Source organism: Rathayibacter sp. PhB1 (genome assembly GCF_004362935.1).
Taxonomy (GTDB): domain Bacteria; phylum Actinomycetota; class Actinomycetes; order Actinomycetales; family Microbacteriaceae; genus Rathayibacter; species Rathayibacter festucae.
This window is the reverse complement of record NZ_SNYD01000005.1, coordinates 458032-471432: the sequence shown is the minus strand read 5'-3', so window position 1 is coordinate 471432 and position 13401 is coordinate 458032. Positions and strand designations below refer to the sequence as shown.

The window sequence follows — 13401 nt, the reverse complement described above, 5'->3', positions numbered from 1 at the left end:
GGAGTTGCTCGGGTGGCCGCTCAACTTGGATCCAATCTATGGCAATGCGGATCCCATTGTGTTTCGTCGGGATTACATCTGCCGGGTGATCCCCGCGGTCCCCTCGTGCACCGTCCGCCCGCCGACCACCGTGCGCAGCACCTGCGCCCTTGCGAACTCCTCCGCCGAGCACTCCCCCGGGTCGACCGAGAGCAGCACCAGGTCGGCGAGGAAGCCGGGGCGGAGCATCCCGCGGCGGTCCTCCGCGAAGGCCGCGTGCGCCGCTCCCCGGGTGTAGCCCTCGACGGCCTCGAGCACCGTGAGCGCCTGCTCCGGACCGAGCGGGTCGGGCAGGCGGCGCATCCGACGGCTCACCGCGGTCGCGACCACTCGGCGCGGGTCGAACGGGAAGTAGGGGGCGTCGGAGCCGAGCGCGATCACGGCGCCGGAGTCGCGCCAGTCGCGGGTCGGGTTGACCGGGTCGGCCCGCGCGCCGAGCCGGGCGGTCAGTCCGGCCGCGTTGCTCCAGGCGATCGAGGGCTGCAGCGAGGCGACGACGCCGAGCCGGGCCGCGCGCTCGCGGCTCTCGGCGGACGGCTCGAGGTAGGCGTGGATCAGCTGGCAGCGCAGGGCGGCGATCCGCTCGGGCGGGCCCGCCCCCTCGAGGGCGTCGAGCACCTCGGCGACCGCGCGGCTGCCGACCGCGTGCACACCCAGGCCCCAGCCGCGCTGGACGCACTCCGCGGCGAGCCGCGCGAACTCGGCGGTCGCGATCCGCTGCACGCCGTGACTTCCGTCTGGCCAGGGCTGCTCGAGGAGCGCCTGGCCCTTCATCCCCTCGCCGTCGTAGTAGACCTTGATCGGGCCGAGGCGGAGCAGCTCGTCGCCGTCGCCGGTGGTGCCGTCGACGGTGTCGAGCAGGGCGAGCGCCTCGTCGACGCCCGGGACTCTGGCGGTGCCGAGCTCGGGGTAGGGCATCGCGACGACCCGCAGCGACAGCTCACCGCGCTCGTGGGCCGCGCGGTAGGCGGCGAGCTCGTCGAGTGTGACGGCGGGGTCGATGACGCCGGTGAAGCCCAGCTCGTGCAGCAGCGGCTGGATGCGCAGGAGGGCCGCGCGGCGGTCCGCGGGGGTGGGCGGGGTGTCGCCGAGCCAGTCCGGGGCGTCCGGATCGGCGTCCGCGTCGGCGAGCATCGCGGCCGAGAAGGCGTCGGCGCCGGCGCCCGCGTCGAGCAGCTGCAGGGCCTTCAGGCCCGCGCGCTGGGCGTGCGAGTGCGCGTCGATGAAGCCGGGGAGGAGGGTGCCGTCGAGGCGCTCCTCGGGGGTGCCGGCGGGGGCGGCGGCGCGCACGTCGGCGAGGGTGCCGACGGCGGTGATGCGGTCGCCGTCGATCAGGAGCGCCTCGGCGAGCGGGTTCTCGGGGTCCATGGTGCGTATGCGGGCGACGAGGAGGCGGGGAGCGGTGCCGTTCTGCGACTCAGGCATCGATCGTCTCCCGGCGGTCGAGCCAGTCGTGCACGTCGGCGGCGGTGACGAGCGCGTCGCGCTGGAGGTACTCGATCGCCTCCAAGGTGGCCGCGTGCGCGCGCTCGCTCGAGCCGGCGACGCAGTCGGTGAGCACCCGGACGGCGTAGTCGTGCTGGTGCGCGTCCGCCGCCGTGTAGTGGATGCAGACGTCGGTGAGGCCGCCGACCAGCAGCAGCATGCCGGCGCGGTAGGCCTTGAGCACGATCTCGAGCTCGGTGCCGAAGAAGGCGGAGTAGCGGCGCTTGCGGATCACGAACTCCTCCGGCCGCGGCTCCAGCCAGGACGCCAGCTCGGTGCCCGGGTCGCCCTCGAGGCAGTGCGGGCCCTCGGCGCCGTCGAGCTCGCGGCCGATGTCGATCAGGTCGCGCTTGTGCACCTCCTGCACGAAGACGACCGGCACGCCGGCGGCGCGGCAGTGCGCGATCAGCTCGCGCACCCGGGGCGTGCGCTCCGCCCGGCCGCTCATCACGGGAATGCCGGGGGTCGGCAGGCCCGAGGCGGCCCCGCCCTGGATGTCGACGACGAGGAGGACGGGAGTGCCGGAGACGGCGAGCATGCGGGTGGATCCTTCCGGGTGGTGCGCGGGTCGGGTGAGGTGCCCCCACGACCCCGGCGGCGCGAGGGCCGGGGCCCGTCGTCCGCCCGGCAAGTCTGGCCAGGCGATCGTTCGGGCGGGGGTCGGCCGTGTTTCCCCGGGGTAAAACCTCGGGCTGCTCGGCTTGTGGAGGAGAGTCGGTCGCGGGTCGGGTCGTCCGCCCCTTCTGATCCCTCAAAAGTTGCGGTAGTCGCGCTCGACTACCGCAACTTCTGGAGAGTCGGCGAGCGGCGGAGGCGGAGCGCGGCGGGCCTGTGGAGAACGCCGCACTCCCCCGCGTGTGGAGGAGCCTGACCGGCCGCCATTCCCCGAAAGTTGCGGTAGTCGCGCGCCACTACCGCAACTTCCGGAGAGTCGGCGCGGAGGCAGGCGGCCCGGGCGAGCGCCGAGATCGCCACTCCTCGAAAGTTGCGGTAGTCGGACGCCATCACCGCAACTTCTGGAGAGTGGCCCTCGTGTGGAGGAGCGTGGCCGGACGTCATTCCTCAGAAGTTGCGGTAGTCGCGCTCGACTACCGCAACTTTTGGAGAGTGGGGGGGGGCGGCCGCGGGCTAGACCGGGCGGGCCGCCCGGCGGCGGCGGTGCGGGAGGAGGGTGGCGACGGGGACCGGGGCGAAGGCGTCGGTGACGGCGACCCAGACGGTCGCTTCCGGGGCGTGGTCGCCGAGGAGCTCCGCGCAGACGCCGCAGGGCTCGATGAGGTGGCGGGAGCCGGCCGGGCGCTGCAGCACTCCGACGATCGACACGACCGGGGAGCCGGCGACGACCGCGGCGCTGAGGGCGGCGGACTCGGCGCAGACGGAGGCCCGGCCGGCGCTCGCCTCGACGTGCAGGCCGGTCACGATCCGGCCGTCCGCGAGCCGGAGGGCGGCCGCGACCTCGTGCACGCCGGTCCGGTAGCGCGCATCGAGGATCGCCGACGCGGTCTCGAGCAGCTCGCGGTCCGGCGCGGACATCCCGGCGGGCGGCCCGTCGAGCACCGGCCGATCGAGCACCGCACGATCCGGCACCGGCTGCTCCGGCACCGCAGGCCCCGACTCCGCCCCCTCGGTCACGACCAGCCCAGGATCCGCGCCATGTTGCCGCCCTCGACCAGCGCGCGGTCGGCCTCGTCCGGGATCGCCTTGGCGATCTTCATCCGCTCGAGGTCGAAGTCGCTGCCCGGCCACTCGGAGCCGAGCAGGATCTTCTCGGCGCCGAGCCGGGCGTAGGCGCGCTTGACGTCGGACATCAGCGTCGCCGAGGTCTCGAGGTAGACGTGCGGGTTGCGCTCGGCGACGATGATCGCCTCGGGCACGTTCCAGACCGCGCCCATGTGGGCGATGATCGTCGGCACGCCGGGGAAGCCCTTGGCGATCTCCTCGATGGCGAACGGCGCGCAGAACGCGTCGTCGAGGGCGTTGATCAGCACGGGCAGGCCGAGCTCGTCGCAGACCGCGAACAGCGGGTCGAGCAGCCCGTGGTCGGCGACGTGGTAGCCGTGCAGGCTGGGGTGCAGCTTGAGTCCGACCAGGCCGGCGTCGGCGAAGCGGCGGATCTCGTCGGTCGCGTTCTCCCACTGCGGCATGACCTGGCCGAAGCCGAAGAGGCGGTCGGGGTGCGCCTTCACGAGGTCGATCAGGAAGTCGTTCTCGATGCCCTGCGCGAGGGAGCAGACCATCGCGCGGTCGACGCCGGCGGCGTCCATCCGGTCGAGGATGCGCTTCGGGTCGAACGGGGTGTAGGCCGGGGGCTGCTCGCCGGGGCGGACCCCGCTGAGGTAGTCGCTGCGGCCTCGGCGGTCCTGCGTGGTGTTGTACGCGTCGATGATCATGCGGCGTCTCCTTCTTCCGGTGTGATGCGGGTGGGTGTTGTTCGGGGGCGGGGCGGGGTGCTCAGCCGACCGCGGCCATCGCGCCCATGGCGACGAGCGCGGCGAGGGAGGCGAGCCTCCGGGCGGTGTCGAGGCGGCCGGGGCGGCCGGCGAGGGCGACGCGGAGCGTGCACGCCGCGTAGACGGCGACGGCGGCGCCGAGCGGCAGGGCGAGTCCGCCGCCGTGCGCGTGCCCGGCGCTCGCGAGAGCGCCCGCGGTCGGCGCGGCCTCGGCGAGGAGCACGAGGACTGCGGCGAGCAGCATCCCGACGGCGTGCAGCGCGTCGGCACCGTGCCGCCGGACGCCGCGGCCGCGGCGCACCCGGTCGACGAGGGCGGCGACGAGCGCGCAGCCCGCGAGCAGCGCGGACCAGAGCGGCGCGGGCAGGAGGTGCAGGGCCGGCAGGTGCACGTCGAGCATCGCGGCGAGCATGGCCGCCTCGGCGACGAGCCAGCCGCGGCCCACTCCCCGCCAGCCGGCGAGACCGAGCGCGAGGGAGGCGGCGGCGCCCGCGAGCATCACGACCAGCAGCACGTCCACGCCGGCCTCCTGACCTCGATCGGTCGCCACGGCGGGCAACATTGGATCCAATATAGAGCCGGTCGTATCCATGGTCAAGCCGACAGGCTCCCCCGAAGGCGCCTCCGGCGTCCCGCGGGGCCTTGCGAGCGGATCCGCGTGCGCAACTAAGGCTGAAACCCGCGAATCGCGGATTTTGAGAACCGAATCGGTCATCCAGCCTCAGTTGTGTACCGCGCAGAATGCCGAGTGCGTCAGGAGTCGTCCCCGCGGCGGTCGGGATCCAATGACTGGCATGATTGGATCCCGGCCGACCTGGCCGCTGATCGGAGGGGATCATCGCGTGACGACCCAGGGCGACAACGCACTCGTGGACGATCTGGCCGCCCGGATCCGGGCGAAGATCATGTCCGGCGAGATCCCGATCGGCGCCCCGCTGCGCCAGGCCGAGCTCGCGACGCAGTTCGGCATCAGCCGCACCCCGGTCCGCGAGGCGCTTCGCCAGCTGCAGACCGGCGGGCTGATCGAGGTCGTCCCCAACCGCGGCGCCGTCGTCCGCGTTCCGGTGCCGTGGGAGGTGCGCGAGGCCTACGAGGTGCGCGCCGAGCTGGAGTCGCTCGCCGCCCGCCGCGCGGTCGACCGCCTGGACGATGCGACGATCGCCGAGCTCCGCGAGGTGAACACCGCGATGTACGAGCGCTCGCTCGCCGTCGCCGCCGGCACCGCCGCCGAGCGCGACGGCAGCGCCAACGACCAGTTCCACGGGCTGATCTACCAGGCCTCGGGCAACACCCGCCTCAGCCGGATGCTGATCGAGATCAACGACGCCTTCCCCCGGAACGTCTCGGGCCTGGTGCTCCGCGAGAACTCGCGCCACCGCGAGGAGAACTTCCGCGAGCACGAGCAGATCGTCGAGGCCTTCGTCGCCGGCGACCGCGAGCGCGCCGCCGACATCATGCGCGAGCACGTCCTCCGCGCCGGCGAGCACCTCGCGCACTGGTACGAGCGCCGCTCCTCGACGGTGTTCACGGGCTGAGGGGCGGAGTCGGCCGCACAACATCAGCTGAGAAGGGTGGGCCTCCTCCCACAGAGGAGGCCGGGTGCTCTCAGCTGATGTTGTGCGGCGGAGTCAGCCCCGCGGCACCGTCGACCCGCGGATCAGCAGCTCCGTCGGCAGCAGCGTCGCCCGCGGGACGTCGTCGCCGGCCAGCAGCCGCACCAGGACCTCGGCCATCGCGTCGCCGAGTCCGGCGGCCGGCTGGCGGACGGTCGTGATGGGCGGCTCGGCCGCCTCCGAGGAGTAGTCGCCGTCGAAGCCGGCGAGCGCCACGTCGCCGGGCACGCTCAGGCCGCGCTCGCGCAGCACCGCCAGGGCGCCGGACGCCATCTGGTCGTTGGAGGCGAACACCGCGTCGATCGGGCGGCCGGAGTCGAGCAGGCGCCGCATCGCCTCGGCGCCGTCGCGCGGCGAGTAGTCGCCGATCTCGACGAGCGAGGCGTCCAGGCCCGCCGCCTCGACGGTCGCTCGCCAGCCCGCCAGCCGGTCGATCGCGCCGGGCATGTCCTGGCGGCTCGCGATCATCGCCGGGGCGCGCCTCCCGAGACCGAGCAGGTGCTCGGTGACCTGCCGCGCCGCTCCGACGTTGTCGACGTCGACGAAGTGGCTGTCGTGGTCGTCGAGGCTGAGCGGGCGGCCGCCGAAGACGAGGGGCACGCTCGCGCCGATCCGGGCGTAGGAGTGGTCGCCGCTGTGGTGCGACACCACGAGCGCGCCGTCGACGTTGCCGCCGAGGAGGTAGCGGCGGGTCTTGTCGGGCGTCGCCTCGGAGGCGATCACGATGTTGAGCATGTAGTCGGTGGCGGCGAGGCGGGTGGCAGCGCCCTGCACGACGGCCGCGAGGAACGGGTCGCCGAAGACCTTGCCGATCGACTCGGGCACCAGCAGGGCGAGGACCTGGGTCCGCCGGCTGGCGAGCGAGCGCGCCGCGCGGTTGGGCACGTAGCCGAGCTGCTCGATCGCGAGGCGGACCGCGGCCTGCGCCTCGGCCTTCACCTTCGGCGAGTCGTTGACGACCCGGCTGACCGTCGCCCGGGACACTCCGGCGAGCGCGGCGACGGCCTCGAGCGTGGGTGCGGCCGGTGCGGTGTCGTGACTCATGCGTGCCTCTCGAGCGGTGGACCCCCGGGCCCGAGAGTAGCCGAGCGGGCGCGTGCCCTTCGAGACACCCCTGCGGGGGCGCTCGCTCACCGGCCATGGCGGCCGGGTGGCGTCAGGAGACGAATCTGCAGGTCCGCCCTGCTGGGGACTGTGGGTCTCGATACGCCCCTGCGGGGCTACTCGACCAGCATGGATGGCGGCCGTCTCGCGGCGTCCATGTTGATCGAGTAGCCCGCGCAGCGGGCATATCGAGATCCACGATCATCCACAGGCCGGCCCGAAGACCCGATCTGCTGACGAACGTGGGTCTCGATACGCCCCTCCGGGGCTACTCGACCAGCATGGACGGCTGCGCCGGCCACGTCCGGCACGCGGAAACAGCTCCGGCACGCGAGAACCGGCCGATTCCGCGACCCCGAGGTGGAACCGCGAGCCGGACCTCCGTCCCGGCCACCTCCGGCACGCGGAATCAGGTCCGGCACGCCGGAACCAGCCGAATCCACGAGCCCGAGACGGAACCGCGAGCCGGACCTCCGTCCCGGCCACCTCCGGCACGCGGAAACAGCTCCGGCGCGCGGAAACCAGCTGGTTCCGCGTGCCGGAGCTGTTCTCGCGAGCCGGAGGTCCAGCCGGGCGTCCGATGCGCAAGGGGTCAGCCCTTGACCGCGCCGCCCATGATGCCGGCGATCAGCTGCTTGCCCGCCAGCACGAACAGCACGAGCAGCGGGATGATCGACAGCACCGCGCCGGCCAGCACGATCGAGTAGTCGACGTAGTAGCCCGACTGCAGCTGCGACAGGGCGGTCTGCAGGGTCGGGTTGGTCGGGCTCAGCACGATCAGCGGCCAGAGGAAGTCGGTCCACGCCATCATGAACGTGAACAGCGCGAGGATCGCCATCGCGGGCCGCGCGGCCGGCACCGCGACGGTCAGGAAGGTCCGGAACTGGTTCGCCCCGTCGACCCGCGCCGCCTCGATCAGCTCGTCCGGGATCACGTCCACCAGGTACTGCCGCATGAAGAACACGCCGAACGCGGTGACCAGCGTCGGCACGATCACGGCGCCGAGGGTCCCGGTCCAGCCGAGCTGCCGCATCAGGATGAACAGCGGGATGATGCCCAGCTGGGTCGGGATCGCCATCGTCGCGATCACGGTGATCATCAGCCCGTCCCGCCCGCGGAAGCGCAGCTTCGCGAACGCGTAGCCGGCGAGCGTCGAGAACGAGACGACCGAGAGCGTGATGATCCCCGAGACGACCACGCTGTTCAGCAGCGCCGTCCAGAACGGGATCGCCGTGAACACCTGCGCCGCGTTGGCCAGGAAGTTGCCGCCCGGGATCAGCGGCAGCGTCTCGCCGCGGGTCGCGTTGCTCCCGCTGGCCACCACGAACGACCACCAGAGCGGGTAGGTCGAGCCGAGGATGAAGGCGCTGAGCAGGCCGTAGGTGAGGAAGCCGGGTCGGTCGACCCGGCCGGCCCCGGAGGAGCGCGGGCGCCGGGCACCACGCTCGGGCTCGGCCGCGACAGGCGCAGCGGCGGGAGCGGTGGGAATCGTCGCGGTCATCGGTCGCTCACCTTCTGCGCCGGTCGGCGCGTGCGCGTTCTCACGCGGTTCTCGACGGACGCGATCCGCCGCGAGATCGCGAAGTTCACCAGTCCGATCAGCACGATCAGCAGGAACAGCAGCCAGGCGACCGCCGCCGCCTCGCCGAAGTTCTGCCGGAAGAACGCCATCTCCCAGAGATAGAGGACGGTGGTCTGGAACTGGCGGTCCGAGCCGCCGATGCCGCCGGCGTTCGAGACGTCGAACAGGCGCGGCTCGGCGAAGATCTGCAGCCCGCCGATGGTGGCCGTGATGATCACGAAGATCAGGGTCGGCCGGATGCTCGGGATCGTGATCGAAGTGAAGCGGCGGAACGAGCCCGCCCCATCGAGCGCGGCCGACTCGTGCAGGTCGCGCGGCACGGCCTGCATCGCGGCGAGCAGGATCAGCGCGTTGTAGCCGGTCCAGCGCCAGTTGACCATCGACGCGATCGCGATGTGGCTGGCGAGGCGGTCGTTGGTCCAGTCGATCGGGGCGATGCCGACCAGGCCGAGCAAGTTGTTCGCCAGGCCCTCCTGGTCGCCGAAGATGCTCGAGAAGATCAGCGCCACGGCGACCGGCGAGACGACGTAGGGCAGCAGCACGCTCATCCGCCAGAAGGTGCGGGCGCGCAGCGACTGGTCGAGCACCGCCGCGAGCACCAGGGCCACGGCGAGCTGCGGGATCGTGGAGAGCAGGAAGATGCTCAGCGTGTTGCCGATCGAGTTCCAGAAGAAGCGGTCGCCGAGCACCGCGGCGAAGTTGCCGAGGCCGACGAAGTCGCCCTGGCCCTGCAGCAGCTGCCAGTCGTAGAGCGAGACCACCAGCGTGTAGACGAGCGGGAAGGCTCCCGTGATCGCGAAGAGCAGGAAGAACGGCGAGATGTAGAGGTAGGGCGACGCCTTGACGTCGAAGCGGCTCATCCGCTGCCGTGCGGTCAGCGGCAGTCGGGGCGCGGGGCGGCGGCCGGGAGGCTGCGCGGCCGACGCGGTCGGCGGGGTCAGGGTGCTCGTCATGGGTCGCTCTCGTCGGTCGCTCTCGTGGGGAACGCGTTCGTGGGACGCGTCGTCGGACGCGTCATGGGAAGGGGAGGGAGGGCCCCCGCCCGGCCTGCTACCGGACGGGGGCCCTGTCTGAGGGGAGCGGGTCAGTCGACCAGCTCGTCGAGGAGCGAGAGCGCCTCGTCCCAGCCCTTGTCGCCGTCGAGCTCGCCGCGGTCGACCTTCTGCAGGACCGGGCCGAAGACGTTCTCCTGGATCAGCGAGTCGTCCGGACCCTTGTACTGGGCGACGACGCCCTGGGCGCGCTCGGCGAGGATCGCGCCGGTCGGCGAGCCGTTCAGCGCCGGGTCGGGCGCGGCGGCGGAGGCGAGCTGCTCCTGGGCGGAGACGGTGCTCGGGAACGGACCGGTCGCGTCGAACGCGGCGATCTGCTGCTCCGGCTCGCTCAGCCACGAGGCGAGCTCGGCGGCCTCGGCGGGGTGCTTCGACTGCGTCGGGACGGAGAGGAACGAGCCGCCCCAGTTGGCCGCGCCGCCGGGGAAGACGTCGGCGAAGTCCCAGCCGGTGGCCTCGGGATCGCCGCCGCCGGCCTCGACCTGCGCCTTCACCTGGCCGAGCATCCAACCCGGGCAGACGAACGTCGCGAAGGTGCCGTCGTTGAACGACTTGCCCTTGTTCCAGTCCCAGGCCTTCTGCGCGGCCGAGAGTCCGGAGGCGGCGCCGTCGGTGATCCAGCCCCAGCGCTCCTGAAGCTCGGCGTTGCCGTCGATGTTCAGCTCGCCGTCGGCGGTGTAGTAGCCCTCGGGGAGCTGGTTGACCATCGCGTTCCAGACGAAGCCGGACTGGTCGTACCAGGCCTTGCCGGTGGCGTCGTGATACTGCTTCCCGGCCGCGAGGTAGTCCTCCCAGGTCGCGTCCTCGCCGCCGAGCAGCTCCGCGACGGCGGCGCGATCGGTGGGCAGGCCCGCAGCCTCGAAGGCGGCGGTGCTGTAGCAGAGGCCCTCGGGGCCGATGTCGGTGCCGTAGCCGATGACGCGGCCGTCGGGGTCGACGGCCTGCTCGTACTTCCAGTCGACCCAGTCGGCCTTGCGGTCCTCGATGCCGTGGTCGCGCAGGTCGACGAACTGGTCGGAGACCTCCATGATCGAGCCGAGCCAGCCCTCCTCGATGGCGACGACGTCGGCGAGGCCGGAGCCCGCGGCGAGCTTGGTGAACGCGTCGGTCCGGGCGTTGCCGCCGGTGTCGATGTTGTTCGGGACGATCGTGACGCCCGGGTGGGCCTCCTCGTACTCGGCGTAGAGGTCGTCGAACCCCATGGCGCCGAACGTGGTCACGGTCAGTTCGATGTCGCCGTCCTCGGCCGCTCCGGATCCGGACGAGCAGCCGGAGACGAGCAGGGCCAGGGTGGCGGCGCCGGCGATCGCCGTGGCGATCCTGGCGCGTCGTGATTCGAGCACGGTCACTCCTTCGTGATGGGTGTCAGGGCACCCCTGGGGGCGCTCCCACGGTGCTGTGCTGCCGTGTGTGAGAGCGCTCTCACGAGGTGTGAGGCGAGCATACGGAGCGGGCCGCGGGGAGGTCAAGACTTTTGTGAGAGCGCTCTCTTTCGGGGTCGTGGCGGGTCCTGGAGGAGGTTCGGCTCGCGGAATCGGCCTCGGCACGCGGAACCGGGCCGGACTCGCGAGCCGGAGGTGCTTCCGCGAGCCGGAGGTGCCGCCGGGTGATCTCCGGCACGTGGAATCACCCTCGGCTCGTGGAAACGAGGCGGAATCGCGAGCCGGAGCTGCTCCCGCGAGCTGGGGGTGACGCCGAGCGACGTCCGGCACGCGGAACAGCTCCGGGCTCGTGGAAACCCCACGAAACAACGTGCCGGAGCTGATTCCGCGAGCCGGAGTAATGCGAGCTCGAGATCCGCCGGGACCACGGGCGACTCCGGACGTTTCCGGCACACGCCCGGCACGGTTCCGGCACGCGGAAAGGCCCTCGGCACGCGGAAATCCCTCAGAGCTGCGAGCCGGAGGTGATCCGACGAGCCGGAGGTGATCCGACGAGTCGGAGTCGGCTCGGGGCACCTCCGGCACGCGAAATCACCCTCGGCACGGGGAAACCCGCGGAAACGACGAGCCGGAGCCGACCTGGCGAGCCGGAGGTGCCTCCGCAGCCACTCAGGCTCGTCGAATCACCTTCGGCACGCGGAAACCGGCCGAAACTGCGAGCCGGAGCGGATCTTGCGAGCCGCGAACTTACTCCGGGCAACTCCGGCTCGCCGAATCACCTCCGGCACGCAGAAACCGGATGAAACAGCGAGCCGGAGTCGATCGCGCGAGCCGGAGGTGCCTCCGCAGCAAGTCGGGCACGCGGAAGCACCTTCGGCACGCGGAGACCGGGCGGAGCAGCGAGCCGAAGGTCGTTTCACGAGCCGGAGGTCGCGGCTCACGAGGCGGAGGCGGCTCCCACGGTGATCGCGGCGTCCCGAGACCGCCTCTTGACGTGGCACTTGTTTTTCACAAGCATGAGCGCAGACGCCGCAGTCCGCGGCTCCGCCGAGAAGGAGAGACCGCCATGCCCTCGATGTTCGTCAACCTGCCCGTCACCGATCTGGAGCGCGCGAAGGCGTTCTACGTCGCGCTGGGCTTCTCGATCAATCCGGCGTTCTCCGACCACAACGCGGCCTGCGTCGTGGTGGAGGAGGACCACAACTACTTCATGATCCTGGTGCGCGAGTACTTCCAGACCTTCAGCGATCTGCCGATCGGCGACCCGGCCGTGAACCCCTCCGTCTCGACCGCGATCTTCCTCGACACCCGCGAGGCCGTCGACGCCGCCGTGACCGCCGGGCTCGCCGCGGGCGGCTCCGAGTCGCGGCCCGCCTCCGACTACGGCTTCATGTACCAGCGCCAGGTCGCCGACCCCGACGGCAACCTGCTCGAGTTCGGCTGGATGGACCCGGTCGCCGCGGCGCAGGGCCCGGAGGCGTTCACCGGCGAGCAGGCCTGAGGGCGATGGCCGCACGCGACTACGGGCAGTACTCGGCGCTCACCCGCGCGGTCGAGCTGGTCGGCGAGCGCTGGGCGCTGCTGATCGTCCGGGATCTGCTGGTCGGGCCGCGCCGGTACAGCGAGCTCGCGCAGGGGCTCGCGCGCATCCCGAGCAACGTGCTGGCCGGCCGGCTCAAGGAGCTGCAGGCGGCCGGGATCATCCGGCGGGCGCCGCGCTCGCGCATCATCGTCTACGAGCTGACGCCCTACGGCCGCGAGCTCGAGCCGATCGTGCTGGCGCTCGGCGCCTGGGGGTTCAAGGCGCTGGGCGATCCGCGCGAGGAGCAGGTGATCACCCCCGACTCGATGACGGTGGATCTGCGCACCGCGTTCCGGCCGCAGGTCGCGGCCGGACTGCCGGCGACGGTGTACGCGGCGCAGGTCGGACCGGCCGGGCTGCTGATCCGCGTCGACGGGGCGGCGCTGGACGTGTCGCGCGGCGAAGTGCCGGGTGGCGAGGCTCCCGTGGACCTCGCGTTCTCGACCGGCGCGGACATCCGGCTGCTGCTGTCGGGCGAGCTCGCGCCGGAGCGGGCGATCGCGACCGGCGCGGTCACGGTGCTCCGCGGGCGGGACGCGCTGCTCGGGCGCTTCGCGAGCACGTTCCACCTCGCGGCGTGACGCGCGGCACTGCGGTCGCGCACCCGCGGAGGCCCCCTGCATGCTGATCGAGTAGGCCGCGCAGCAGGCACATGCATGCTGATCGAGCAGGCCGCGCAGCAGGCACATGCATGCTGATCGAGTAGTCCGCGCAGCGGACGTATCGAGATCCGACGTGTTGCAAACGGTGGGTCTCGATGCGCCCCTCCGGGGCTACTCGACCAGCATGCAAGGGACCCTCCGGGCTACGCGACCATCATGCAAGAGTGACGCCCCGCTCAGCGCGGCCCCCTGCATGTTGATCGAGTAGTCCGCGCAGCGGACGTATCGAGATCCACGCCGGTTCGGAGGGTGGGTCTCGATACGCCCCTGCGGGGCTACTCGACCAGCATGCAGGGGCCCCTGCGGGGCTACTCGACCAGCATGTAGGGCGCCCTCAGGGGCTGCTCGACCAGCATGTCGGGGGCTGCTCGGCCGGCATGCAGGCGGAAGGGCTGGCCGCTGAGCGAGGGGCGGGTGGCCGCGCAGGGCGCCTCCGGGGCCGCGCGGCCG

At 72.1% G+C, this 13401-nt stretch carries 12 protein-coding genes; 3 read left to right on the top strand and 9 right to left on the bottom strand.

The genetic code is table 11. The features are described from left to right. Positions 1-72: 72 nt before the first annotated feature. The 5 genes from EDF17_RS15190 to EDF17_RS15170 form a co-directional block, all read right to left on the bottom strand. Positions 73-1464: an amidohydrolase family protein gene (locus EDF17_RS15190; RefSeq protein ID WP_123447443.1), complete on the bottom strand. Its 1392-nt coding sequence runs from the start codon at positions 1462-1464 to the stop codon at positions 73-75. Further along, entirely contained in the window at positions 1457-2062 is a 606-nt protein-coding gene (locus EDF17_RS15185) for an isochorismatase family cysteine hydrolase (RefSeq protein ID WP_123447442.1), read from the bottom strand. The genes EDF17_RS15190 and EDF17_RS15185 overlap by 8 nt, the downstream gene beginning before the upstream one ends. 590 nt (positions 2063-2652) lie before the next feature. Then, positions 2653-3096: a hypothetical protein gene (locus tag EDF17_RS15180; RefSeq protein WP_208110623.1), complete on the bottom strand. Its 444-nt coding sequence runs from the start codon at positions 3094-3096 to the stop codon at positions 2653-2655. A gap of 56 nt (positions 3097-3152) precedes the next feature. Next, positions 3153-3914 (bottom strand): amidohydrolase family protein, encoded by a 762-nt coding sequence (locus EDF17_RS15175; protein WP_123447441.1) that lies wholly within the window; start codon positions 3912-3914, stop codon positions 3153-3155. A 61-nt stretch (positions 3915-3975) separates the two neighbouring features. After that, positions 3976-4524: a hypothetical protein gene (locus EDF17_RS15170; RefSeq protein ID WP_133672101.1), complete on the bottom strand. Its 549-nt coding sequence runs from the start codon at positions 4522-4524 to the stop codon at positions 3976-3978. Between the two features lie 292 nt (positions 4525-4816). On the opposite strand from EDF17_RS15170, the gene EDF17_RS15165 reads away from it, so the two are divergent. Continuing rightward, positions 4817-5509: a GntR family transcriptional regulator gene (locus EDF17_RS15165; protein ID WP_208110622.1), complete on the top strand. Its 693-nt coding sequence runs from the start codon at positions 4817-4819 to the stop codon at positions 5507-5509. 93 nt (positions 5510-5602) lie between these two features. Here EDF17_RS15165 and EDF17_RS15160 read toward each other — a convergent pair whose 3' ends face one another. From EDF17_RS15160 to EDF17_RS15145, 4 genes are all read right to left on the bottom strand, one after another. Then, positions 5603-6631 (bottom strand): LacI family DNA-binding transcriptional regulator, encoded by a 1029-nt coding sequence (locus tag EDF17_RS15160; RefSeq protein ID WP_123447438.1) that lies wholly within the window; start codon positions 6629-6631, stop codon positions 5603-5605. A 652-nt stretch (positions 6632-7283) separates the two neighbouring features. Further along, complete coding sequence (locus EDF17_RS15155) at positions 7284-8192, bottom strand: carbohydrate ABC transporter permease (protein WP_123447437.1); 909 nt, start codon at positions 8190-8192, stop codon at positions 7284-7286. Next, positions 8189-9226, bottom strand: a complete 1038-nt coding sequence (locus EDF17_RS15150) for a sugar ABC transporter permease (RefSeq protein ID WP_123447436.1) — start codon at positions 9224-9226, stop codon at positions 8189-8191. Before EDF17_RS15150 ends, EDF17_RS15155 begins: the two co-directional genes overlap by 4 nt. 131 nt (positions 9227-9357) lie before the next feature. Then, positions 9358-10668: an extracellular solute-binding protein gene (locus tag EDF17_RS15145; protein WP_123447552.1), complete on the bottom strand. Its 1311-nt coding sequence runs from the start codon at positions 10666-10668 to the stop codon at positions 9358-9360. Positions 10669-11773: 1105 nt separating this feature from the next. Here EDF17_RS15145 and EDF17_RS15140 point away from each other — a divergent pair. Together EDF17_RS15140 and EDF17_RS15135 are read left to right on the top strand one after the other, a co-directional pair. Then, the gene (locus tag EDF17_RS15140; protein WP_123447435.1) at positions 11774-12208 is read left to right on the top strand and encodes a VOC family protein; all 435 of its coding nucleotides are present in this window, start codon (positions 11774-11776) and stop codon (positions 12206-12208) included. 5 nt (positions 12209-12213) lie between these two features. Further along, positions 12214-12870 (top strand): winged helix-turn-helix transcriptional regulator, encoded by a 657-nt coding sequence (locus tag EDF17_RS15135; protein ID WP_123447434.1) that lies wholly within the window; start codon positions 12214-12216, stop codon positions 12868-12870. Positions 12871-13401: the final 531 nt, after the last annotated feature.

What these genes read in the sequence shown, in the direction of transcription:
- EDF17_RS15135 (WP_123447434.1), top strand. Translation starts at nt 12,214, where the DNA reads ATGGCCGCACGCGACTACGGGCAGTACTCGGCGCTCACCCGCGCGGTC.
- EDF17_RS15150 (WP_123447436.1), bottom strand. Translation starts at nt 9,226, where the DNA reads ATGACGAGCACCCTGACCCCGCCGACCGCGTCGGCCGCGCAGCCTCCC.
- EDF17_RS15190 (WP_123447443.1), bottom strand. Translation starts at nt 1,464, where the DNA reads ATGCCTGAGTCGCAGAACGGCACCGCTCCCCGCCTCCTCGTCGCCCGC.
- EDF17_RS15160 (WP_123447438.1), bottom strand. Translation starts at nt 6,631, where the DNA reads ATGAGTCACGACACCGCACCGGCCGCACCCACGCTCGAGGCCGTCGCC.
- EDF17_RS15185 (WP_123447442.1), bottom strand. Translation starts at nt 2,062, where the DNA reads ATGCTCGCCGTCTCCGGCACTCCCGTCCTCCTCGTCGTCGACATCCAG.
- EDF17_RS15155 (WP_123447437.1), bottom strand. Translation starts at nt 8,192, where the DNA reads ATGACCGCGACGATTCCCACCGCTCCCGCCGCTGCGCCTGTCGCGGCC.
- EDF17_RS15175 (WP_123447441.1), bottom strand. Translation starts at nt 3,914, where the DNA reads ATGATCATCGACGCGTACAACACCACGCAGGACCGCCGAGGCCGCAGC.
- EDF17_RS15140 (WP_123447435.1), top strand. Translation starts at nt 11,774, where the DNA reads ATGCCCTCGATGTTCGTCAACCTGCCCGTCACCGATCTGGAGCGCGCG.